The organism is Cupriavidus sp. FW306-01-F10A, from assembly GCF_058782785.1.
In genome coordinates this window covers 65414-89004 of record NZ_JBYSYA010000005.1, presented here as the reverse complement: position 1 = coordinate 89004, position 23591 = coordinate 65414, and the positions used below count along the sequence as shown (strand labels likewise).

The 23591-nt window shown below is 66.7% G+C and carries 20 protein-coding genes; 11 read left to right on the top strand and 9 right to left on the bottom strand.

Annotated features, from left to right (window positions below; translation table 11 throughout):
* Positions 1 to 101 precede the first annotated feature (101 nt).
* Both AC3WLF_RS09405 and AC3WLF_RS09400 read right to left on the bottom strand, forming a co-directional pair.
* The gene (locus tag AC3WLF_RS09405; RefSeq protein ID WP_340524285.1) at positions 102 to 305 is read right to left on the bottom strand and encodes a hypothetical protein; all 204 of its coding nucleotides are present in this window, start codon (positions 303 to 305) and stop codon (positions 102 to 104) included.
* 105 nt (positions 306 to 410) lie between these two features.
* Positions 411 to 1073: a pseudouridine synthase gene (locus tag AC3WLF_RS09400; protein WP_492319649.1), complete on the bottom strand. Its 663-nt coding sequence runs from the start codon at positions 1071 to 1073 to the stop codon at positions 411 to 413.
* A gap of 273 nt (positions 1074 to 1346) precedes the next feature.
* Here AC3WLF_RS09400 and icd point away from each other — a divergent pair, with 273 nt between their 5' ends.
* A complete protein-coding gene (gene icd / locus AC3WLF_RS09395; protein ID WP_492319650.1) occupies positions 1347 to 2597 on the top strand; it encodes an NADP-dependent isocitrate dehydrogenase in 1251 nt (416 codons plus the stop codon).
* Positions 2598 to 2745: 148 nt separating this feature from the next.
* Complete coding sequence (locus AC3WLF_RS09390; protein WP_010815000.1) at positions 2746 to 3207, top strand: VOC family protein; 462 nt, start codon at positions 2746 to 2748, stop codon at positions 3205 to 3207.
* A gap of 211 nt (positions 3208 to 3418) precedes the next feature.
* On the opposite strand, the gene AC3WLF_RS09385 is transcribed toward AC3WLF_RS09390, so the two are convergent.
* Positions 3419 to 3625 (bottom strand): cold-shock protein, encoded by a 207-nt coding sequence (locus AC3WLF_RS09385; protein ID WP_010814999.1) that lies wholly within the window; start codon positions 3623 to 3625, stop codon positions 3419 to 3421.
* Positions 3626 to 4138: 513 nt separating this feature from the next.
* Between AC3WLF_RS09385 and clpS the strand changes: the two genes are divergently transcribed.
* The 4 genes from clpS (at position 4139) to AC3WLF_RS09365 (ending at position 8831) form a co-directional block, all read left to right on the top strand.
* A complete protein-coding gene (gene clpS, locus AC3WLF_RS09380) occupies positions 4139 to 4465 on the top strand; it encodes an ATP-dependent Clp protease adapter ClpS (protein ID WP_010814998.1) in 327 nt (108 codons plus the stop codon).
* Positions 4462 to 6756: an ATP-dependent Clp protease ATP-binding subunit ClpA gene (gene clpA / locus AC3WLF_RS09375; protein ID WP_010814997.1), complete on the top strand. Its 2295-nt coding sequence runs from the start codon at positions 4462 to 4464 to the stop codon at positions 6754 to 6756. The genes clpS and clpA overlap by 4 nt, the downstream gene beginning before the upstream one ends.
* 176 nt (positions 6757 to 6932) lie before the next feature.
* The gene (locus AC3WLF_RS09370; protein ID WP_492319651.1) at positions 6933 to 7940 is read left to right on the top strand and encodes a tripartite tricarboxylate transporter substrate binding protein; all 1008 of its coding nucleotides are present in this window, start codon (positions 6933 to 6935) and stop codon (positions 7938 to 7940) included.
* Between the two features lie 42 nt (positions 7941 to 7982).
* On the top strand, positions 7983 to 8831 hold the full coding sequence (locus AC3WLF_RS09365; protein ID WP_492319652.1) for a VOC family protein: 849 nt from the start codon (positions 7983 to 7985) through the stop codon (positions 8829 to 8831).
* Between the two features lie 54 nt (positions 8832 to 8885).
* Here the strand turns inward: AC3WLF_RS09365 and dut are convergent, their stop codons facing one another.
* From dut to AC3WLF_RS09340, 5 genes are all read right to left on the bottom strand, one after another.
* Entirely contained in the window at positions 8886 to 9386 is a 501-nt protein-coding gene (gene dut, locus AC3WLF_RS09360) for a dUTP diphosphatase (RefSeq protein WP_011615967.1), read from the bottom strand.
* A 71-nt stretch (positions 9387 to 9457) separates the two neighbouring features.
* Positions 9458 to 10660, bottom strand: coding sequence for a bifunctional phosphopantothenoylcysteine decarboxylase/phosphopantothenate--cysteine ligase CoaBC (gene coaBC, locus AC3WLF_RS09355; protein ID WP_492358116.1), 1203 nt, complete (start codon positions 10658 to 10660; stop codon positions 9458 to 9460).
* A gap of 191 nt (positions 10661 to 10851) precedes the next feature.
* Positions 10852 to 11379, bottom strand: a complete 528-nt coding sequence (gene lspA / locus AC3WLF_RS09350) for a signal peptidase II (RefSeq protein ID WP_492319655.1) — start codon at positions 11377 to 11379, stop codon at positions 10852 to 10854.
* Entirely contained in the window at positions 11379 to 14273 is a 2895-nt protein-coding gene (ileS, locus tag AC3WLF_RS09345; protein WP_492319656.1) for an isoleucine--tRNA ligase, read from the bottom strand. Before ileS ends, lspA begins: the two co-directional genes overlap by 1 nt.
* A gap of 124 nt (positions 14274 to 14397) precedes the next feature.
* On the bottom strand, positions 14398 to 15393 hold the full coding sequence (locus AC3WLF_RS09340) for a bifunctional riboflavin kinase/FAD synthetase (RefSeq protein WP_035821206.1): 996 nt from the start codon (positions 15391 to 15393) through the stop codon (positions 14398 to 14400).
* Between the two features lie 227 nt (positions 15394 to 15620).
* On the opposite strand from AC3WLF_RS09340, the gene AC3WLF_RS09335 reads away from it, so the two are divergent.
* Complete coding sequence (locus AC3WLF_RS09335; protein WP_492319657.1) at positions 15621 to 17435, top strand: hybrid sensor histidine kinase/response regulator; 1815 nt, start codon at positions 15621 to 15623, stop codon at positions 17433 to 17435.
* 19 nt (positions 17436 to 17454) lie between these two features.
* Here AC3WLF_RS09335 and AC3WLF_RS09330 read toward each other — a convergent pair whose 3' ends face one another.
* Positions 17455 to 18114: a response regulator gene (locus tag AC3WLF_RS09330; RefSeq protein WP_011615962.1), complete on the bottom strand. Its 660-nt coding sequence runs from the start codon at positions 18112 to 18114 to the stop codon at positions 17455 to 17457.
* A 257-nt stretch (positions 18115 to 18371) separates the two neighbouring features.
* Here AC3WLF_RS09330 and purN point away from each other — a divergent pair, with 257 nt between their 5' ends.
* The 4 genes from purN to AC3WLF_RS09310 all read left to right on the top strand — a co-directional run bounded on the left by purN (position 18372) and on the right by AC3WLF_RS09310 (position 23480).
* A complete protein-coding gene (purN, locus tag AC3WLF_RS09325; protein ID WP_492358115.1) occupies positions 18372 to 19040 on the top strand; it encodes a phosphoribosylglycinamide formyltransferase in 669 nt (222 codons plus the stop codon).
* On the top strand, positions 19037 to 20431 hold the full coding sequence (locus AC3WLF_RS09320) for an RsmB/NOP family class I SAM-dependent RNA methyltransferase (protein WP_492358114.1): 1395 nt from the start codon (positions 19037 to 19039) through the stop codon (positions 20429 to 20431). Before purN ends, AC3WLF_RS09320 begins: the two co-directional genes overlap by 4 nt.
* A 65-nt stretch (positions 20432 to 20496) precedes the next feature.
* Positions 20497 to 21903 (top strand): mechanosensitive ion channel family protein, encoded by a 1407-nt coding sequence (locus tag AC3WLF_RS09315; protein ID WP_492351194.1) that lies wholly within the window; start codon positions 20497 to 20499, stop codon positions 21901 to 21903.
* A gap of 386 nt (positions 21904 to 22289) precedes the next feature.
* Positions 22290 to 23480, top strand: a complete 1191-nt coding sequence (locus tag AC3WLF_RS09310; RefSeq protein WP_492319661.1) for a DesA family fatty acid desaturase — start codon at positions 22290 to 22292, stop codon at positions 23478 to 23480.
* The last annotated feature ends 111 nt before the right edge of the window (positions 23481 to 23591 follow it).

Sequence of the window (23591 nt, the reverse complement as noted above, 5' to 3'; positions counted from 1 at the left end):
ATCACGAGCAATCGCGGCAACAAAAAAGGCAGGCGCCTGGCGGCAGCCTGCCTTCTCTTTCCTGCCTCGCGAGCGCACGGGGCAGGGAGGGGCGCCAGCGATTACTGGGCAGCCGGGGCCGAAGCGGCGGGGGCAGCCTTCTTCTTGCTGTGCTTCTTGTGGGTGGTCTTCTTCTTGGTCGTGGTCTTCGGGGCTTCCTTGGTGGCCGCGGGCGCTGCAGCGTCGGCGGCAGCAGGTGCCGAAGCCTGGGCGAAGGCGCCGGTGGCGAACAGGCCAACAACCAGAGCAGCGATCAGTTTTTTCATGACGTATTACCTCGAAGGATGAGAACAGTCGGAAAGATTGACGCGTGATAGGACGTGTCCCCGACAAGAACGAGGCCGCGGTCGCCAGCGTTGACCCGCGACTTGTTAGTTTTTGTAACGAGAACGCCGCTTGGTGTCGTTCGCCTGTCTGGTCTTCGAGACATGGGATCGCGGTGCCGGCTCCTGGCGCATGTGCGGTGCTGCCGGTGCCAGTCCCAGTTGCGCGGGCAACACCTCGCAGCAGGCCCCGGGCGCGAGGCCGAGCGCCCGCAGGTCGAGCGGGCCGATCCCGACGCGCACCAGCCGCAATGTGGGAAAGCCGACCGCGGCGGTCATGCGGCGCACCTGCCGGTTCTTGCCCTCGCGGATCTTCAGCTCCAGCCACGCGGTCGGGATCGCCGCGCGAAAGCGCACTGGCGGCTGGCGCGGCCACAGCCAGTCTGGTGCCTCGATCGCGCGTACCCTGGCCGGCTGCGTGACGAAGTCGCCCAGGTCTACCCCGGCGCGCAGCCGGGCCAGCGCGGCGGCATCCGGAATGCCTTCGACCTGTGCCAGGTAGGTCTTCTCCAGCTTGTGGCGCGGGTCGGCGATGCGGGCCTGCAGCGCGCCGTCGTCGGTCAGCAGCAGCAGGCCCTCGCTGTCGGCATCGAGCCGCCCGGCCGGGTAGACGCCGGGCACGCTCACGCACGCGGCCAGCGTCGGGCGCGTCGGGTGTTCCGAGAACTGGCTCATGGTGCCAAACGGCTTGTTCAGGGCAATCAGGGTCATGGGGCGCAAGTATGCCCCAGCGGCGCGCCGGGCCGGGAGATCGAAGGATCTGGGGTCCGGCCCGATTGGCGGATGATGAAAAATTGCTGCATAATACGAAATTAGTCTTGTGTCTTATATAAGACTGAAGGCAGCCCAGGGTGGCGCAAGGGTGATGCAATGCAGCACGGGCGCGCGGTAAGGCCCGCTACAATGCCACAGCGCCATCTCCCCGAATCTCGCCGACCGGCCACGAACCGGCGGCAGTCACAACCGTTCCGTACTGGAGACGTCATGTACCAACATATCAAGGTTCCGGCCGGCGAAAAGATCACGGTCAACCAGGACTTTTCGCTGAATGTCCCGGACAATCCGATCATTCCTTACATCGAAGGCGACGGTACGGGCCTCGATATCACCCCGGTGATGATCAAGGTGGTCGATGCGGCCGTGGCCAAGGCCTATGGCGGCAAGCGCAAGATCGCCTGGATGGAGATCTACGCCGGCGAGAAGTCGACCAAGGTCTACGGCCCGGACGTGTGGCTGCCGGACGAAACCCTGGAGGTGCTCAAGGACTATGTGGTCTCGATCAAGGGCCCGCTGACCACGCCGGTGGGCGGCGGCATCCGCTCGCTGAACGTGGCGCTGCGCCAGCAGCTGGACCTGTACGTCTGCCTGCGCCCGGTGCGCTACTTCAAGGGCGTGCCCTCGCCGGTGCGTGAACCGGAAAAGACCGACATGGTGATCTTCCGCGAGAACTCGGAGGACATCTACGCCGGCATCGAATGGGCGGCCGAGAGCGAGCAGGCGAAGAAGCTCATTAAGTTCCTGCAGGACGAGATGGGCGTCAAGAAGATCCGCTTCCCGGCGACCTCGGGCATCGGCATCAAGCCGGTCTCGCGCGAGGGCACCGAGCGCCTGGTGCGCAAGGCGATCCAGTACGCCATCGACAACGACAAGCCGTCGGTGACGCTGGTGCACAAGGGCAACATCATGAAGTTCACCGAAGGTGGCTTCCGTGACTGGGGCTACGAACTGGCGCAAAAGGAATTCGGCGCCGAGCTGGTCGACGGCGGCCCGTGGTGCAAGTTCAAGAACCCGAAGACCGGCAAGGACATCGTGGTCAAGGACGCCATTGCCGACGCCTTCCTGCAGCAGATCCTGCTGCGTCCGGCCGAATACTCGGTGATCGCCACGCTGAACCTGAACGGCGACTATGTCTCCGACGCGCTGGCCGCGCAGGTCGGCGGCATCGGCATCGCCCCGGGTGCCAACATGTCTGACTCGGTCGCCATGTTCGAGGCCACCCATGGCACCGCGCCGAAGTACGCCGGCAAGGACTACGTCAACCCGGGCTCCGAAATCCTGTCGGCCGAAATGATGCTGCGTCACATGGGCTGGACCGAAGCCGCGGACCTGATCATCTCGTCGATGGAGAAGTCGATCCTGTCCAAGAAGGTGACGTATGACTTCGCCCGCCTGCTGGAAGGCGCGACGCAGGTGTCGTGCTCGGGCTTTGGCCAGGTGATGATCGACAATATGTAAGCACGGACTCCCGCTGCGGCGGGCGACCTGCCAAGGAAAACCCCGGTGCCGTCTGGTCGGCGCCGGGGTTTTTTCTTGCCCCGGGCGCCAGTGTTGCCTAGAACGTCAGGGGTTGGACTGACGGGCCTGGCGGCCCGAGGAGACAGGCATGGACGATCCCTTCCGCCGCACCGCGTTCGGTGCGGCCCTCTTCTACAAGGACCCGCTGGCGGCCCTGGACTGGCTGGAGCGCGCCTTCGGCTTTGAGCGGGTCATGGTGATCCGCGACCAGCAGGACCAGCTGGTGCATTCTGAAATGCGTTTCGGCGACAGCTACCTGATGGTGGGCAGCGAGTGGGCAGACTTTACCGCCAGCCCGGCCTCGATCGGGGGCAAGAATACCCAGACCCTGCACGTGCACCTGCAGGAAGGGCTGGACCAGCATTGCGAGCGCGCCCGCGCCGCCGGGGCCGTGATCCTGCGCGAGCCGCAGGACGAGTTCTACGGCGACCGGACCTATACGGCCCGGGACGCGGAGGGCCATGTCTGGACCTTCGGCCAGACTGTGCGCAAGGTCACCAGGGAAGAAGCCGAGCAGGCCAGCGGGCTCAAGATCGACGGCTGGGCCTGATGGCCCGGACCCCGGGGCCCAAGCAGAAAGCCCGGCGCAAGGCCGGGCTTTCGGTCGGATGTGGAGCGTGCAGCTGATCCGAGCCGGCACCCGCCGCGCCGCCGTGGCGGCAACGCGGGGCGCCGGCATCGATCCCGTCCCGGGGGAGCTCCCCCCACATCCTGGTTGACCGCTCCGCGGCTCTGCGGCCGGGATGCGGTCGCGGCGCGCTTTAGCTGGCGTCCTGGATATTGGTGGCTTGCTTGCCCTTGGGGCCCTGGACCACCTCGAACGAGACGCGTTGACCTTCCTTCAGCGTCTTGAAGCCGGACATCTGGATAGCCGAAAAGTGCGCAAACAGTTCTTCTTCGCCCTCGTCCGGCTTGATGAACCCGAAGCCCTTGGCGTCATTGAACCATTTGACGATACCGCTTGCCATATACTCCCCCACGAAATAGCAGATTTCAAAGCGGGGAAGCCTTACCAGCCAGACGGCACGGACTGCGGCGCCATGACCTGCCGCGTCCTGAGGTGCGGCCGGCGATGACGCGCGGCGAGGTGCAATCGCGTGGCGGCCAGTCTCGATGCTGACTCGCCGCCGCGGCGGCCGTGGCCTCCCTGCTCACGGATCACCTGCCTCGGCTGTTGCTTTGGCTCGTTGGCCGTCGACAGGTGTGCGAACGATTCTTCTGGCAAAGCAGGATACTGTCAAGTTGGCGGATTCCCCACTGCCAGCAGGGTGTGGCGGGAATGGGACGGCACCTGGTGGTACCTTGGCGGCATGCGCCAGGGCCGCCGTGCTTGCTGTCCCGCCCGCGCCGGCCACGTGCCTTGCAATGCCTCCCGCGTGAAATCCCGCGTCCTTCCACCACCGGAAACAGGTGGCCCGGCTCTTGAATCCGGCGCCTTTTCCCCAAATTGCAGAGTTGCGAGTAAGGGTTAGAATAAAGCCATGGCTACACGGCTTGCGAATGTCCCACAACGCGAAGCAGGCACCATCCTGGAGCGGAAAGAGCAGGCGCTTAAACCGCCCGCCATGTTCAAGGTGGTGCTGCTTAATGACGACTACACTCCGATGGAGTTTGTAGTGATGATCCTGCAGCAGTATTTCAGCAGGGACCGGGAAACGGCGACGCAGATCATGCTCACCGTGCACCGGGAAGGAAAGGGCGTCTGCGGTATCTACACCAGGGATATTGCAGCGACCAAGGTCGAGCTGGTGTCAACGCACGCGCGGCAGGCGGGGCATCCCCTGCAGTGCGTGATGGAGGAAGCATGATTGCGCAAGAATTGGAAGTGAGCCTGCATATGGCGTTTGTCGAAGCCAGGCAGGCACGCCACGAGTTCATTACCGTGGAGCACCTGCTGCTGGCATTGCTCGACAATCCCACGGCAGCGGAAGTCTTGCGCGCCTGCGCGGCCAATATAGAAGACCTGCGCACCAGCCTTAAGAACTTCATCGCGGATAACACGCCGGTAGTGCCGGGTACCGACGAGGTCGATACCCAGCCCACGCTCGGTTTCCAGCGCGTGATCCAGCGCGCGATCATGCACGTCCAGTCCACTTCCAACGGCAAGAAGGAAGTGACGGGTGCCAACGTGCTGGTCGCGATTTTCGGCGAGAAGGATTCGCACGCCGTCTATTACCTGCAGCAGCAGGGCGTGACGCGGCTGGACGTGGTCAATTTCATCAGCCACGGCATCCGCAAGGACCAGTCCGAGCCCGCCAAGCATGGCGATGCCGCCGGCGAAGGCGAGGGCGGCGACGGCAAGGAAAGCCCGCTCGAGCAATACACCCAGAACCTGAACACGCTGGCCAAGGCCGGCAAGATCGACCCGCTGATCGGCCGCGAGAGCGAAGTCGAGCGGGTGGTCCAGGTGCTGTGCCGCCGGCGCAAGAACAACCCGCTGCTGGTGGGCGAGGCCGGCGTCGGCAAGACCGCGATCGCCGAGGGCCTGGCCTGGCGCATCACCAAGAACGAGGTGCCGGACATCCTGGAAAAGGCGACCGTCTACTCGCTCGACATGGGCGCGCTGCTGGCCGGCACCAAGTACCGCGGCGACTTCGAGCAGCGCCTGAAGGGCGTGCTGAAGTCGCTCAAGGACAATCCGAACGCGATCCTGTTCATCGACGAGATCCACACGCTGATCGGCGCGGGCGCTGCCTCGGGCGGGACGCTGGACGCCAGCAACCTGCTCAAGCCGGCGCTGTCGTCGGGCCAGCTCAAGTGCATCGGCGCGACCACCTTCACGGAATATCGCGGCATCTTCGAGAAGGACGCGGCGCTGTCGCGGCGCTTCCAGAAGATCGACGTGGTCGAGCCTTCGGTCGACCAGACCGTGCAGATCCTGCGCGGCCTGAAGTCGCGCTTCGAGGAGCACCACGGCGTCAAGTACGCGGCCTCGGCACTGACCGCGGCGGCGGAGCTGTCGGCCCGCTTCATTACTGACCGCCACCTGCCCGACAAGGCGATCGACGTGATCGACGAAGCCGGCGCGGCGCAGCGCATCCTGCCGAAGTCCAAGCAGAAGAAGACCATCGGCAAGGGCGAGATCGAGGACATCGTCTCGCGCATCGCGCGCATCCCGCCGCAGAGCGTGAACCAGGACGACCGCAGCAAGCTGCAGACGCTGGACCGCGACCTGAAGTCGGTGGTGTTCGGCCAGGATCCGGCGATCGAGGCACTGGCCTCGGCGATCAAGATGTCGCGCGCCGGCCTGGGCAAGACCGACAAGCCGATTGGCTCGTTCCTGTTCTCCGGCCCCACGGGCGTGGGCAAGACCGAGGTCGCCAAGCAACTCGCCTTCATCATGGGCATCGAGCTGCTGCGCTTCGACATGTCCGAGTACATGGAACGGCACGCGGTGAGCCGCCTGATCGGCGCGCCGCCGGGATACGTCGGCTTTGACCAGGGCGGCCTGCTGACCGAGGCCGTCACCAAGAAGCCGCACTGCGTGCTGCTGCTGGATGAAATCGAGAAGGCGCATCCGGATATCTTCAATATCCTGCTGCAGGTGATGGACCATGGTTCGCTGACCGACAACAACGGCCGGCGCGCCGACTTCCGCAACGTGATCATCATCATGACCACCAACGCGGGGGCGGAGACCATGAACCGCGCCACCATCGGCTTCACCAGTTCGCGCGAGCAGGGCGACGAGATGGCTGACATCAAGCGCATGTTCACGCCGGAGTTCCGCAACCGGCTGGATGCCATGATCAGCTTCCGCTCGCTGGACGAGGAAATCATCCTGCGCGTGGTCGACAAGTTCCTGATGCAGCTGGAAGAGCAGCTGCACGAGAAGAAGGTGGAAGCCAGCTTTACCGAGAAGCTGCGCAAGTTCCTGGCGCACAAGGGGTTCGATCCGCTGATGGGCGCGCGCCCGATGCAGCGCCTGATCCAGGACATGATCCGCAAGGCCCTGGCCGACGAACTGCTGTTCGGCAGGCTGGTTTCGGGCGGCAAGGTGGTGGTGGACCTGGACGAGCAGGACCAGATCAAGCTCGATTTCTCCGAGATCGAGCCGGAACCGCCCGAGGCGCCCGAGGAACAGCGCGCAGAAGCCTGAGCGGTTATCGGCCGCGTTGCCAGCAACGTGGCCGGTCATCGGGCAAAATACGGGGGCGGCAGTCATGCCGCCCCCTTTCTTTTTGTCCCGGCGGTCGCCGGCCATGCCCGTCGGGGCACGGGTTTGCGGCCGCAGCTGGCCGCGCAACCGGCCAGGAATCCAGCCTGAAAACCCTGATGTCCTCTGCCGAACGCACGCGGCGCCGCCGCCTGCTGCTCAAGATCCTGCCGCTGGGCGCCATGCCCGTCCCGATGCTCCACGCCGCTGCCGCCACCGGCGCCGAACCGCTGGCGGGCAACCGCCCGATCGCGCTGGTGCTGCCGTTCCCGCCAGGCGGGAGCGTCGACATCGTGGCCCGGCAGCTGCAGCCCGGGCTGAAGGCGGCGCTGGGGCAGACCGTGGTGGTCGACAACAAGCCGGGCGCGGGCGGCCTGATCGCATCGAGCACCGTGGCGCGCGCGAAGCCGGACGGCACCACCCTGTTGATGGCCTTCGACACCCACGCCATCAACCCTTTCGCCTACAAGCAGCTGCCCTACGACACCTTCCGCGATTTCTCGCCAATCTCGCAGCTGGTGCGCTTTCCGCTGGTGATTGCCGCCAATCCCGCGCTGCCCGTGGCCAATGTGCGCGAGCTGGTGGCGCTGGCCAAGGCCAGGCCCGAAGGCGTGCGCTATGCCTCGTCCGGCATCGGCAGCCTGAACCAGCTGGCGGCCGAGGCGCTGGCGACCGAAGCTGGCGTGCGTATGCTGCATGTGCCCTACAAGGGCGGCGGGCCGGCCGTGCAGGCGGTGCTGTCGAACGAGGTCGATATTTTCTTCAGCAGCTATGCCGCGGTGCAGGCGCACGTGGCCGCACGCACCATCAAGGTGCTGGGCGTGACCGGCACCAGCCGGCTGCGCCAGCTGCCCCAGGTGCCGACGGTGGCCGAGCAGGGGCTCAAGGGCTTCGAGGCCTACTCCTGGATCGGCGTGTTCGGCCCGGCCGGCCTGCCGGCATCCACGGTCACGCGCATTCACGACGCGCTGGTCGAATCGCTGCGCCAGCCGCGCGTGGTCGATGCGCTGGCCGCGCAGGGCTTCGAGATCGTGGGCGGCAGCCCGGCCGACCTCGGCAACCTGGTGCGCCGCGAGCATGACAAATGGCAGGCCGTGGCGCACAAGGCCAATATCCAGTTCGAATGACGATGTCCGGCGCCGGTGCGCCGTGAAACCGAGAGGATGCCGATGGCAACGCAAGCGGAAATGTTCGACCACGCCGTGGTGGTGTGCCCAGACCTCGATGCCGGGGCCCAGGCCTGGCGCCGGCTCGGCTTTACGCTGACGCCGCGCGGCTACCACACGCTCGGCTCGCAGAACCACTGCATCATGCTGCGGCGGGACTACCTTGAGCTGCTGCACGTGACCGCGCCCAGCCCCAACCGCCAGTACTACTGGGATGCGCAGGCGCATGGCGGCGGCTGCGCGGCGATGTCGTGCAAGAGCGCCGACGCCTTTGCCACCGCGGCACGGCTGCGTGCGGCGGGCTGGCACACCTCGGACCCGATCGAGTTCTCGCGTCCGGTGCGGCTGGATGACGGCAGCGAGCACCCGGCCACCTTCCGCGTGACCGCGCTCGACGATGCGCCGGGCGCGCGCTACTTCGTCTGCGAGCACCGTACGCCCGAACTGCTGTGGCGGCCCGAATGGACCCGCCATGCCAACGGCGCGCACAGCATCGCCACCATGTTCCTGGTGGTGGCGCCCGCGCTGGTGGACGCCGCCGCGCGCGCCTACGCGGAGCTGACCGGCGGCGAGCTGACGCAGCTGAGCGAACATGTCTGCAGCCTGGCGCTGGACGATGCCACGCTGGTGGTCAGCACGCCGCAGGCGCTGGCCTCGGCCACCGGCACCGCGCATATCCGGCGCGAGGGGCCGGGCTACGCGGCGATCCGCCTGCGCACCAATGACCTGGCGGCCGCGCGTGCCGGCTGGCGCGAACAGGGTGTGCCGACCCACGACCTGGGCCCGCGCGAGACCCTGGTGCTGGCGGATGCCGCCAGCGGCGTGGCGCTGCTGTTCGAGCAGCAGGGCTGAAATGCAAACTGGCGCCCCGCGGGGCGCCAGTGTCTTGTGCGGCCAGAGGCTGCGTCAGGCGCTGGCCTTGGCGTGATGCACGCCGGTCGAGCCAAAGCCGCCCGCGCCGCGTTCGCTGTCTTCGCTGAATTCTGCCACCGTCGAAAACACCGGCCGCAGCACCGGCACGAACATCATCTGCGCGATGCGCTCGCCCGGCTGGATCACGATCGGCTCCGTGCCGGGCGCGTTGCGGTTCCACACGCTGACCATGATCTGGCCCTGGTAGTCGGCATCGATCACGCCGATCGAATTGCCCAGCACCAGGCCCTTCTTGTGGCCCAGGCCCGAGCGCGGCACGATGGTCGCGGCCATGTACGGGTTGCCCATGTGCACGGCGATGCCGGCCGGCACCAGTTGCGCGGGCGTGCCCGGCGCGATCGATACCGGGGCGTCGACGCAGGCATGGAGGTCGATGGCTGCGGCCATTTCGCTCTGGTAGGCGGGCAGGCCCCATTCATTCAGGCGCGCATCGAGCACCTTGATTTCGACGGTCGGGTTCAGTGGCTGGGTCATGGGAATCCTGGGGGGAATCGGTTCAACGGAATAGGTGGCAGCCGCGCATGATACCGGACGCGCGCCCGCCATCAGGGCCGTGCGCGCCCGGGCAGGCGCTGGCCGATCGCCGCCACCAGCTGGCGCGCCAGCGACAGCTTGTCGGCGCGCGGCAGCCGCGTCATGCCGGCGGCGTCGAACAGCACGATCTCGTTGTCGTCCAGGCCGAAGGTATGGTGGCCGATATTGCCGACCAGCAGCGGCACGCCCTTGCGCTGGCGTTTCTGCTCGCCGTACTGCTCCAGGTTCTCGCTCTCGGCGGCAAAGCCGACGCAGTAGGGGGCGTCGGCCCGCGCCGCGACCGTGGCCAGGATGTCGGGGTTCTGCACGAACTGCAGCGTGGGGGTGTCGGTATCGTTGGCCTTCTTCAGCTTCTGCTGCGCGACTTCAGCCGGGCGCCAGTCCGCCACCGCGGCCACGGCGACAAAGACATCCACGCCGTGCAACTGCGCGATCACCGCGTCATGCATCTGCTGTGCGCTGCGCACGTCGGTGCGCGCCACGCCGCGCGGGGTGGGCAGGCCGGTGGGGCCGGCCACCAGCAGCACCTCGGCGCCGGCCTCGCGCGCCGCGCGCGCGATCGAGAAGCCCATCTTGCCGGATGACAGGTTGGTGATGCCGCGCACCGGGTCGATCGCCTCGAAGGTCGGGCCGGCGGTGATCAGCACGCGCTTGCCTTGCAGCGGCTTGGGCTGGAAGAAGGCGATGATGTCGTCGAGCAGCTCTTCGGGCTCCAGCATGCGGCCGTCGCCGACCTCGCCGCAGGCCTGGTCGCCGCTGCCAGGGCCCAGGATCATCACGCCGTCGGCGCGCAGCTGCGCGGCGTTGCGCTGGGTGGCGGGGGCGGCCCACATCTGGCGGTTCATCGCCGGTGCCACCAGCAGCGGGCAGTCGCGCGCGATGCACAGGGTGCTGAGCAGGTCGTCGCACAGCCCGTTGGCCAGGCGCGCCATGAAGTCGGTCGAGGCCGGGGCGATGACGATGGCATCGGCCTCGCGCGACAGGTCGATGTGCGCCATGTTGTTGTCGATGCGGGCATCCCACTGCGACAGGAAGACCGGCCGGCCGGACAGCGCCTGCATCGTCACCGGCGTGATGAAATGCGTCGCCGCCTCGGTCATGGCCACCTGCACGGTGGCGCCGGCCTTGGTCAGCAGGCGGACCAGTTCGGCCGACTTGTAGCAGGCGATGCCGCCGGTCAGGCCGAGAACGATGTGCTTGCCGCGCAAATCCATGGTGGGGAACCTGGCTGGGGAGAAAGGGAAATGATACCGGGGAAGCCGGCTGAGGGTTGGCTCCCCATTCCCGCACGGCGGGAGTGGGGCCGGGGGTGAGGGCGGGCGGTTCTGGTGGCGTGGTGCCTTGCTGAACCGCCCCTCACCCTAGCCTCTCCCCGCGAGGGGAGAGGGGAACACAATCAGGGCGCTCAGTGGCGCCGCACCCTGCGCAGCTCGTCCACGATCAGCAGCACCGCGCCGACCGTGATCGCGCAGTCGGCCACGTTGAAGGCCGGCCAGTGGTAGTTGCGCACATAGAAGTCCAGGAAATCGACCACGTGCCCGTAGGCCACGCGGTCGATCACATTGCCGACCGCGCCGCCCAGGATCAGCGACACCGCGAAGCAGAACAGCCGCTGGCCGGTGTGGCGATACAGCAGCCACACGATGAACGCGCCCACCACGATGCCCAGCCCGGTAAAGAACCAGCGCTGCCAGCCGCCGGCATCGGCCAGGAAGCTGAACGCCGCGCCCTTGTTGTAGACCAGCACCAGGTTGAAGAAGCCGGTCACCGGGCGCGATTCACCATAGGTGAAGGTGCGCACGATGACGATCTTGAAGAACTGGTCGAGCACCACCACCAGCAGTGCGAAGGCCATCCACAGCAGCGGGGTGGTGCTGGCGGCCTTGTTGTTGCGGCGTGCCGGGCGCGCGGAACGGGACGTGGTCGATGCCATCAGGCATGGCTCCTGTGTTCACCGGCGCCGAACAGGTTGCTGTCGCAGCGCCCGCAGAGGGTCGGATGGTCCGGGTTGTGGCCGACATCGGCGCGGTAGTGCCAGCAGCGCTCGCACTTGGCATGGGCCGACGGGGTCACCGTGACCAGCAGGTCGCCGGCCTCGGGCGCGTGCGTTACCTTGGCCGACGAGGTCAGCAGCACGAAGCGCAGGTCGTCGCCCAGGCTCTGCAGCGCTTCCAGCACCGGGCCGCCGGCCTGGATGGTCAGCTCGGCCTGCAGCGACGAGCCGATCTCGCCTTCCACGCGCACCGCTTCGAGCTGCTTGGTGACTTCGGCGCGCACTTCGCGCAGCGTGTGCCACTTCTGCAGCAGGTCGTCGGCGCCGTCGTCGACTTCCGGCACCGCGTAGTAGGTGCTGGTGAAGATGGTGTCGGTGTGCTCGGTGCCGTGGGCGAAGATCTGCCACGCTTCCTCGGCGGTGAACGACAGGAACGGCGCCATCCAGTGCAGCATCGCCTGGGTGATGTGGTACAGCGCGTTCTGCGCCGCGCGGCGGGCCTTGGAGTCCGGCGCGGTGGTGTACAGGCGGTCCTTCAGCACATCGAGGTAGAAGCCGCCCAGGTCCTCGGAGCAGAAGGTCTGCAGCTTGGACACCACCGGGTGGAATTCATACGACTCGTAGTGCGACAGCACTTCCTTTTGCAGCTGCGCGGTCAGCGCCACGGCGTAGCGGTCGATCTCCAGCCATTCCGACGCCGGCAGGGCATGCCTGGCGTGGTCGTAGTCGGACAGGTTGGACAGCAGGAAGCGCAGCGTATTGCGGATGCGGCGGTAGCCTTCCACCACGCGCTTGAGGATCTCGTCCGAGATCGACAGCTCGCCGGAGTAGTCGGTCGAGGCCACCCACAAACGGATGATCTCGGCGCCCATCTTGTTCGAGATGTCCTGCGGCGACACGGTGTTGCCGATCGACTTGGACATCTTGCGGCCTTCGCCGTCGACGGTGAAGCCGTGCGTCAGCAGCGCCTTGTAGGGCGGCTTGCCGTACAGCATCGACGCGGTCAGCAGCGACGAGTGGAACCAGCCGCGGTGCTGGTCCGAGCCTTCCAGGTACAGGTCGGCGAGGCGGCCATCGGCTTCATCGGCGGACGGATCGTACAGGTCGTCGCGGTGCGAGCCGCGGATCACGGACCAGTGCGTGGTGCCGGAGTCGAACCACACGTCCAGCGTGTCGCGGTTCTTCTCGTACTGGCTGGCCTCGTCGCCCAGCAGCTCGGCCGGGTCCAGCGTCTGCCAGGCCTCGATGCCGTGCTGCTCGACGCGCCTGGCCACTTCTTCCAGCAGCTGCGGCGTGCGCGGGTGCAGCGCGCCGGTTTCCTTGTGCAGGAAGAAGGCCATCGGCACGCCCCACTGGCGCTGGCGCGACAGCGTCCAGTCCGGCCGGTTGGCGATCATGTTGTGCAGGCGCTGCTTGCCCCAGGCCGGGAAGAACTCGGTGGCGTCGATGCCGGCCAGCGCGGTCTCGCGCAGGGTGGGGCCGGTCTTGCCGTTCTCGTCGGCCGGGTCCACGTCCATGCCCGCGAACCACTGCGAGGTGGCGCGGTAGATGATCGGCGTCTTGTGGCGCCAGCAATGCATGTAGCTGTGGGTGTACTTGTGCGAATTGAACAGGTTGCCCGAGGCCTGCAGCACCTCGACGATCTTCGGGTTGGCGTCCCAGATCGACAGCCCGCCAAAGAGCGGCAGCGTGCCGGCATAGACGCCGTTGCCCATCACCGGGCTGATGATGTCCGAATCGGCCATGCCGTGCGCCTTGCACGACTGGAAGTCTTCCACGCCGTAGGCCGGCGCCGAGTGCACGATGCCCGAGCCGGTATCGGTGGTGACGTAGTCGCCCAGGTAGACCGGCGACAGGCGGTCATAGCCCGCGTCCATCTTGGCCAGCGGGTGGTGGAAGCGGATTTCCGACAGTGCCGCGCCGGTGGTGGTGGCCACGACCTTGCCTTCCAGGCCGTAGACCTTGAGCTGCTCCTCGACGCGCTCGGTGGCCAGGATCAGGTAGCCGCGCGGGGTCTCGACCAGCGCGTATTCCACTTCCGGGTGCACGTTCAGCGCCTGGTTGCTCGGGATGGTCCACGGCGTGGTGGTCCAGATCACGATCCAGCCGGGCTTGCCGTCGAGCTGCTCGAAGGGCACCTTGAAGGCGTGCGCCAGCTTGTCGGCTTGCGCGAACGGGAAGCCCACGTCGATCGACAGGTCGACCTTGTCCTTGTATTCGACCTCGGCCTCGGCCAGCGCCGAGCCGCAGTCGAAGCACCAGTTCACCGGCTTCAGGCCGCGGAACACATAGCCCTTCTCCATGATCTTGCCGAGCGCGCGCAGTTCATCCGCCTCGTTGCTGTAGTTCATGGTCAGGTAGGGGTGGTCCCAGTCGCCGAGCACGCCCAGGCGTTCGAAATCCACCATCTGGCGCTTGATCTGCTCGGTGGCGTAGGCGCGCGCCTTGGCCTGGACCTCCTGCACCGGCAGGCCCTTGCCGAATTTCTTCTCGATCTGGATCTCGATCGGCATGCCGTGGCAGTCCCAGCCCGGCACGTAGACGGCGTCGAGCCCGGTCAGGCCGCGCGCCTTGATGATCATGTCCTTGAGCACCTTGTTGACGGCGTGGCCGATATGGATGTCGCCGTTGGCATACGGCGGGCCGTCATGCAGCACGAACTTCTTCGCGCCCTTGCGTGCCGCGCGGATCTTCTTGTAGAGCTGCTTGTCCTGCCACTGCTTGACCCACTGCGGCTCGCGCTTGGGCAGGTCGCCACGCATCGGGAAGGGCGTGTCGAGCAGGTTGACCGGATACTTGCTTTTCTCGGGCTTGGCGCGTTTGTCGTCAGACATTTCGATTCTCAGGGCAATTCGGGTTGGCGCGCGGGCGGCGGCAGGCCGGCGGGCGCGCGGAAAGACTGGGGCGGCGGCGTGCGTGCCGGGCCCGCGCCACTGGCGTGCGGGCGGGCGCCGGCCGCTACCTAATTCGGTCGGTGGCGGAGGTGGCGAAGTCGCGCCCGCCGCTGCCTTCGGCCGCGCCCGGGGCGGTCAGACCGAAGAAGGCGCGCGCATCGGCGCTGTCCTTGGCGATGGCGGCGGTGAGCTCGTCCAGGTTGTCAAAGCGCGCTTCGTCGCGCAGCTTCTTCATGAATTCAACCCGCACCAGCTTGCCGTACAGGTTCTCTTTGAAATCGAACAGGTGGACTTCCAGCAGCACCCGGCCGGCGTCCTCGATGGTGGGGCGCACGCCGATGCTGGCCACGCCCGGCAGGGGCTGGTCGGCGATGCCGTGCACCTGCACCACGAAGATGCCGCTGACTGCCGGCCGCTTGTGCGAGATGCGCAGGTTCAACGTCGGGAAGCCCAGGTCGCGGCCCAGCTTGCGGCCGTGGATCACGTGGCCGCTGATGGCATAGCCGTGGCCGAGCAGGCGCCGGGCATGCTCCAGGTCACCGTCGGCCAGCGCCTGGCGCACCGCGGAGCTGGAGATGCGGATGCCGCCTTCGGACACCGATCCCATCTGCTCGACATCGAAGCCGTAGCGGCGCCCGGCTTCCTGCAGGTAGGTAAAGTCGCCGGCGCGCTTGGCGCCGAAGCGGAAGTCGTCGCCGACCAGCACCCAGCGCGCGTGCAGGCCATGCCAGAGCACGTTCTCGACGAACGCCTGCGGCGACTGGGCGGCAAAGTGGGCGTTGAAGTGTTCCACCACCACCCGGTCCACGCCGTTGCGGCGCAGGCTTTCCAGCTTGTCGCGCAGCAGCGCGATGCGGGTAGGGGCCTTGTCCGGGGTGAAGAACTCGCGCGGATGCGGCTCGAAGGTCATCACGCACAGCGGCAGGCCGCGTGCGTCGGCGGCTGCGCGCGCACGCGCGAGCAGCGACTGGTGGCCGCGATGCACACCGTCGAAATTGCCGATGGTGAGCGCGCAGGGCGCCCGGCTTTCGGCGTTGGGCAGGCCGCGGAAGACTTTCACGGGGACGGCGGGAAACGTTTCAGGTAAAGCGAGCATTATAAGGCGAATGGGTCCGCTTGCCGCTCCCGCCGCCCGCGGCCGGTGCCGCGCTGCTGTTTTTGTGCCGCAACCGGCCCTCGCGGCATGGCGCGATGCCGCAAAAGGCGGCATGATATGCCCCACTTCGGCTTCACTTCGGCGCTGGCACCTGCTGCCACCGACATCCGCCCATTCCAAGCCAGCCACACTTGAAAGCGCTGCCCAACCGGTTCTTTTCCCGGCTCCTGCCCCGAGTCCTGCCTCAGGCGACCGCCCAGCTCGACGTCGAGACGCGCGCCAAGCTGATGGCCATCGTGCACAAGAACTCGCCCACGGCGATCGTGGCCTCGGTGCTGCTGCCCGCGCTGACCACACTGGGATTCTGGAACGACGTGAGCCACTCGGCCTTGCTCGGCTGGTGCGCGGTGATGCTGCTGCTGACGGCCGGCGGCCTGTGGTTCTATGTCGGCTACCAGCGCGACCATGCCTCGATGAGCCGTTCCGCGCACACGCGCAAGTGGTGGAACAATATGCGCGCGGTTGCCTTCCTGACCGGCGTGACCTGGGGCAGCTCGGCGCTGCTGCATTTGTATGCAGGCTCGTCGGTGTTCTCCAGCGTGCTGTACCTGCTGACCCTTGGGGTGCTGGCAGGCGGCGCGGTGTCGCAGGCGCCGGTGCCGTCGAACCTGGTCTATGCCGGCGTGCCGATCCTCGTGCCCAATATCCTGATGGCGGAATTCGCCTTCCCCGGCCATGGCGTCTATGTGCAGGTGCTGCTGGTGATCTATGGTCTGATGCTGTCGCGCCATGCCTTGCACCTGCAGGTCACGCTGGTGCGCGCCATCCAGCTCGAGGGCGACAGCCGCCGCCTGGCCAAGCAGTTCCAGGAGGAAAAGGAGCGCGCGCTGCATGCCAGCGAGGAGAAGTCGCGCTTCCTGGCTGCCGCGAGCCACGACCTGCGCCAGCCGGTGCATGCGCTGGTGATGCTGGTGGAGGCGTTGCGCGCGCGCAACCAGTCGTCGGCGCTGCATCCGCTGGTGGAGCAGGTGGCGGCGGGTACCCAGACCATCGACCTCTTGTTCCGTTCGCTGCTGGACCTGTCCAAGCTGGAAGGGCGCAAGGTGTTGCCGACGCTGGAGCCATGCGAGCTGGGTGCGCTGATCCGCGACGTGATGAGCCAGTTTGCCGCCGATGCGCGCGAAAGCGGCCTGACCCTGACCCCGCGCGTGCCCGACGAGCTGTACGCCATGGCCGAGCCGGTGCTGTTGCGCCGGGCCCTGTTCAACCTGGTGCAGAACGCGCTGCGCTACACCCCGCGAGGCGGCGTGCTGGTGACCGCGCGCCAGCGCCGCAAGCATGTGCGGCTGGAAGTCTGGGATACCGGCGCCGGCGTGACACCCGAGCACCTGCCCGACATCTTTTCGCCGTACTACCAGGTCCATAACCCGCAGCGCGACCCGTCGCAGGGCCTGGGCCTGGGGCTGGCCATCTTCAAGGAATGCGTGCGCCTGATGCGCGGCACCTATGGCGTGCGCTCGGTGCCGGGCAAGGGTTCGGTGTTCTGGTTCGCGCTGGCGACGGTGCCGGCCGAGACCGTGGCCAGCGTGCGCGAGATGCGCGCGATGGCGCAGGCGGAAGAGGCCAAGCCCGACCGCCTGCAGGGCACGGTGCTGGTGGTCGACGACGACAGCCAGATCCGCAAGGCCTGGATCGCGCTGATGGAGGCCTGGGGCATCCGCGTGGCCTGCGCCGCGCACGGCGCCGAGGCCGACAAGCTGTTTGCCAAGGGCCTGCGCCCCGACATCATCTTCTGCGACCTGCGCCTGCCCGGCAGCGAGAACGGACTGGATTTGCTCGAGCGCTGGCAGAACACGCAGCCGCAGGCGCGCAGCGCGCTGCTGACCGGCGACCTGAAATCCGCCGCGCTGGCGGCGGCGGAAGAGGCGGGATATTTCGTGCTGCCCAAGCCGGTGGACCCGGCTTCGCTGCGGCTGCTGCTGCGACGCTGGCTGCGGCCGGCCTAGGGCGGGGTGCCGGCCTGCGTTACTGGCGCAGGCGGAACCGCTCCATGCGCGACATCACCTGCATGCGCGTGCGCACGCCCAGGCGCTGCAGGATGGCCGACACGTGCTCCTTGACGGTGTTCTCGGTCAGCCCCAGGCGGCGCGCGATCACCTTGTTCGGCAGGCCTTCCAGCACCAGCGCCAGCACCGAGCCCTGGCGCGGCGTCAGGCCGAGCTCGGCCGGCGTGACCGGAATGCCGTGGGCGGGCCCGAACGACTGCGCGCGGCCGTTCAGGGCCTCATCGGTGGGGAAGGAGGTGTCGCCTGCCAGCACCTTGCGCACCGCGGCGGTGAAGGCATTGGCATCAAGGTGCTTGCCGACGAAGCCGCAGGCCGACAGCGCGCGGGCGCGGCCGACGATCTCGGGGGTGGCCTCGGCGGACATGAAGATGAAGCGTGCGCCGGGGATGACGGTCTTGAACGACTGCATGGCATCGAAACCGGTGCCATCGTTCAGCCAGATATCGAGCAGCACGATATCGGGGCGCAGCCCCTGCTGCAGGCTTGTCAGGGCTTCGCGGGCACTGCCGGCGGCATGGACTGCCACATCCGGCATGACTTCGGCGAGGAAAGCCGTAGTGCCTGACAAAGCCATAGGATGATCATCGACCACCAACAACGTCGGTGCAGCGTTCGACATGCGAATTCCCGTTCAAATTCCCGTTTCGTCCTTGTTGTCACCAGCTCTTGGCGAGCACTGTGTCATGCACAGGGTTGGCGCGTGGACGTAGCGCCCACTCTAGCAGAGGGGGCGAAGCGTCACAATCCATCAATCGGGGGTATACGGGCATGCCGTCACATGTTAGACACATCGCGCCCTGTCCGAATCTCGTGAATTAAGCACGTAATGCGTTGGCTTTACCAGAGTTTAGCGCCTTGCCTTGGTAGAATTGCGCGATGAAAAAAATTGTCATCTTGATTTCCGGGCGGGGCTCCAATATGGAAGCCATCGTCCGTGCCTGCGCGGGTGGCGGCTGGCCCGCCCGGGTGGCGGCAGTACTGTCGAACCGGCCGGACGCCGCCGGGCTGCAATTCGCGCAGCAGCATGGCATCGAAACCGGCGTGGTCGACCATCGCCAGCACCCTGACCGTGCCGCTTTTGATGCGGCTTTGGCCGAGGCCATCGACGCCCACGCGCCCGACCTGGTGGTATTGGCCGGTTTCATGCGTATACTCACGCCCGGCTTCGTCGACCGCTATGCGGGCCGGCTGCTGAATATCCATCCGTCGCTGCTGCCATGCTTCCCGGGCCTGAACACCCACAAGCAGGCGCTGGACGCCGGCGTCAAACTGCATGGCGCCACCGTGCACTTTGTCACCCCAGAACTCGACCATGGCCCGATCGTGATCCAGGCTGCACTTGATGTGCAACCCGCGGACACGCCCGAGAGCCTGGCCGCGCGCCTGCTCGAATGCGAGCACGTGATCTATCCCCGCGCCGTGCAATGGTTCGTCGAGGACCGCCTGCAACTGCAGGACGGCGTAGTCAACGTTATCAACCCGGCCGAATCGCAATTGCTGATGGCCATCTCCGCCACTACCCCGGCGGGAGGAGTCAAGGCATGAGTCGCACCCAGGCAGGAACCCGATCCCCGCGCAGCGAAGGACATGCCCCCGCGCGCAGCAAGGGCAAGGGCAGCCCCATCCGCAAGTCGCCCAATGCCAACGGTGCCCCGGTCCGCTCGCATGGCGGCCTGCATGCCACCCATATCCAGCATATCGACCGCCTGCTGGGCAAGGTGATGCTGTTTGCGCGCCCGGCCGATGCCGTGGTGAGCTATTACTTCCGCGAGAACAGCAAGCTTGGCCACCGCGAGCGCGGCATCATCGCCGAGGCCATCTATGCGGTGCTGCGCCGGCGCGTCGAGTTTGCCCAGTTTGCCGAAAGCGGCACGGGCGCGACCTCGCGCCGGCTGGCGCTGCTGGGCCTGGCCGCGACCCTGGGCCGCGACACGCTGACGCCGTTCCTGCATCCCGAAGAAGCCGAGTGGCTGGACCGCCTGACCACGATCGAGCGCTCCAGCCTGGCGCCGCGCGTGCGCGCCAACCTGCCCGAGTGGCTGTACGACGAACTGGTGCGCGGCCACGGCGAGGCCTTCGCCGCGGCCCTGGGCGACGCGCTGCTGCGCCCGGCGCCGCTGGACCTGCGCGTCAACCTGGCCAAGACCAGCCGCGAGGCCGCGCTGGCCGAGCTGCACGCCGCCGGCCTGGGCGCCGAGCCCACGCCGATGGCGCCGGCCGGCATCCGCATGGCCGGCAAGCCGGCACTGAACCAGTTGCCGATCTTCGTCAACGGCCTGGTCGAGGTGCAGGACGAGGGCAGCCAGCTGCTGTGCAACCTGGTCGCACCCAAGCGCGGCGAGATGGTTGTCGACTTCTGTGCCGGCGCGGGCGGCAAGACCCTGGCGCTGGGCGCGGCGATGCGCTCGACCGGCCGGCTCTATGCCTTTGACGTATCGGAAAAGCGCCTGGCCAACCTGAAGCCGCGGCTGGCGCGCAGCGGGCTGTCCAACGTCCATCCGGTGCTGATCGACTCCGAGCGCGACGCCAAGATCAAGCGCCTGGCCGGCAAGGCCGACCGCGTGCTGGTCGACGCGCCCTGCAGCGGCCTGGGCACGTTGCGCCGCAACCCCGACCTGAAATGGCGGCAATCGCCGGAGTCGGTGCTGGAACTGACTGCCAAGCAGAGCGCGATCCTGGACTCGGCCGCGCGGCTGGTGAAGGGCGGCGGCCGCGTGGTCTACGCGACCTGCAGCGTGCTGGAAGCCGAAAACGAGCAGATCGTGCGCGAGTTCCTGGCTGCGCACCCCAACTTCCGCCTGGTGCCGGCCGCCGAAGTGCTGGCCGAGCAGAAGATCGAAGTGACCGGGCTGCCGGACAACGGCATGTTTGCCCTGTATCCGCACCTGCACCAGACCGACGGGTTCTTTGCCGCGGTGCTGGAACGCACCAGCTGAACGCCGGTGCCTGCCGGGCCGCCCGCCGATCGCGCGGGCGGCCGCGCCAACCCTGAGTTTCCTCGATGAACGGTGAGACCCTGTCCGACCTGGGGGGCCTGAAAGACCTGAAGGCCTCCCCTTCCATGTTCGGCAAGATGCTGGACGACCTGATCCGCGACGCAGGCGGGCCGGGCTTCTTCTGGCAGTTGCTGGTGCTGGCCGGCTGCCTGCTGGTGGCATGGCCGCTGGCGCGCTTCGTGGTGCGACGCCTGGAAGCGCGCTACCAAGGCTCAAGCTTTTCCGTGCGCTTTGCCGCCGCCAGCCTCGAGCGCGCCATGTTCCCGCTGGCCGGCTGGGTGCTGGTGCTGATGGCCCGCTTTGCGCTGGAGCCGCTGATCCCGATCAGCGTGCTGCGCCTGGCGCTGGTGCCGCTGTTCGGCATCACCTTCCTGAATTTCACCTTCTATGTGCTGCGCCGGGTGATGTCGGGCAGCGGCCAGCTGCATGGCATGCTGCTGCTGGTGGAGAAGGTGCTGACCACGCTGGTGTGGGCCGGCATGGCGTTGTACGTGCTGGGCGTGCTGGCGGACGTGGTGGCGTGGATGCAGGGCGTGCGCTTCGCGATCGGCGGCAAGCAGAAGATCAGCCTGGCCGAGACCCTGATGGCAGTGGTCTGGATCCTGCTGACGGTGCTGGTGGCGCTGTGGTTCGGTTCCTGGCTGGAAGAGCGGCTGATGCGCTCGGCCAACCTCGACGGCAACCTGAAGGTGGTGCTGACGCGCATCTCCAAGGCCTTGCTGCTGCTGGTGTCGCTGCTGCTGAGCCTGTCGCTGGTGGGGATCGACCTGACCGTGCTGTCGGTGTTCGGCGGCGCGCTGGGCGTGGGCCTGGGGCTGGGTTTGCAGAAGATCGCCAGCAACTACATCTCCGGCTTCATCATCCTGCTGGACCGCTCGGTCAAGCTGGGCGACCAGATCACGGTGGACAAGTACACCGGCATCGTGTCGCAGATCCGCACCCGCTATACGGTGGTGCGCAACGGCGATGGCGAAACCCTGGTGCCGAACGAGCAACTGGTGGCGCAGCCGGTGCAGAACCATTCGTTTTCCAATACCAATGTGCGCGTGGCTACCCGGGTGCAGGCAGACTACAACGCCGATCCGGAAACGGTGATCACGCTGCTGACCGCATGCGTGCGCGACCTGCCGCGCGTGCTGCCCGACCCGGAGCCCGCCGCTTTCCTGGTGCTGTTTGCCGACAGCGGCATCGAGTACGAGGTTGCGGTCTTCGTGGCCGATCCGCAGAACGGCAAGCTGGGCGTGCAGTCGGCGATGAACCGCGCGATCTGGCGCACGCTGCGCGAGCATGGGATTTCCATCCCCTATCCGCAGCGTGAACTTCGCGTGCTGGGCGAGGCACCCTTGCCCGGCAACGATCTGCCCCCATCTAAGGCGGTAGCGGATGCAGCGAATGCGGCGAGTGCCGCATAGACCGCAAGATGGGCGCAGCATGCGCCACTCACGGAACGAAAACTGTGGCGCCCCGTCCAAATCCGGGAAATAGCGTATGCTTGCGCGTCGCGCGATCCGGTAGAATGCCGGGTTGTCGCGGGTTGCAGCCTCAGGTTGCAGCGCACGCTCCCACATCAGACAGCCGCCAGATTGCAGCGGCTCGTACCTTGTCCCGCCAGCGCAGGGCCATCCCGGCGCCGGCGCGAGACTCGTGTGCCTGGGAGCCCGGAATGACTTCGGGTCCCGTGGCAGGCGCCAGAAAGCTATCGCAATCACTTGGATTCGCAGCCTTTTTTCTGCGCGTTGCGTGCACCGGCCCCGCCGGGCTGCACGGGAAAGTCCCTGTTTAACCGACGGAGAACAGTTTGTTCGACACTATTCTTGACTGGGCCGCCAACGGCCTTGCCAACTGGACCTGGTGGGAGATCGTCATCTACACGCTCGTGATGACGCATATCACGATCGCCAGTGTCACCATCTTCCTGCACCGCTGCATGGCGCACCGGTCGCTGGATCTGCACCCGATCGCCCAGCATTTCTTCCGCTTCTGGCTCTGGCTGACCACGGGCATGGTCACGCGCGAGTGGACCGCCATCCACCGCAAGCACCACGCCAAGTGCGAAACCGAAGAAGATCCGCACAGCCCGCAGACCCGCGGCATCCGCAAGGTGCTGCTGGAGGGAGCGGAGCTGTATCGTGCCGAATCCAAGAACAAGGAAACCATCGCCAAGTTTGGCCATGGCTGCCCCAATGACTGGGTCGAGCGCAATGTGTACTCGCGCTTCGGCTGGCAGGGTGTCGGCCTGATGCTGATCATCGACCTGGCGCTGTTCGGCGTGATCGGCATGACCGTTTGGGCCGTGCAGATGCTGTGGATCCCGATCCATGCCGCCGGCATCATCAATGGCCTGGGCCACTGGTGGGGCTATCGCAACTACGATTGCGAGGACGCCTCGACCAACGTGTCGCCGTGGGGCCTGATCATTGGCGGCGAAGAGCTGCACAACAACCACCACACCTACCCGACCTCGGCCAAGTTCTCGATCAAGTGGTATGAGTTCGATGTGGGCTGGGGCTATATCCGCGCGATGCAGGCAGTCGGCCTGGCCAAGGTCAAGAAGACCCCGCCCAAGGCGCGCCTGGTGGAAGCCCGCCCGGTTGACCACAACACGCTGGAAGCGATCATCGCCAACCGCTATGACGTGATGGCGCGCTACGCCAAGGCCGTCAAGGGCGCGTTCCGCCAGGAACTGGAAAAGCTCAAGGAAGGCCGCGTGGCCGAGTACCGCAGCTTCAAGCCCGCCAGCAAGTGGTTCCACCGCGAGGAAACCAAGCTGGCCGCGCCGCAGCGCGAACAGCTGGCCAGCATCGTCGAACAGAACAAGGCGCTGCAGACCTTCGTCGAAATGCGCCGTGAACTGGCCGCCATCTGGGGCCGTTCCAACCTGACGCGCGAGCAGCTGCTGCAGCAGCTGCAGGCCTGGTGCCATCGTGCCGAGGCCAGTGGCATCCAGGCGCTGCAAGATTTCTCGCTGCGCCTGCGCCGCTACGCCTGATACAATCCGGCCGCGCCGTATGGTTTGACAAAGCCCCGCCCATGGCGGGGCTTTTGTTTTAGATAAACTCCCCAATATTCTGGCCGGGCCGCATCCTTGCTGGCGAAGGTC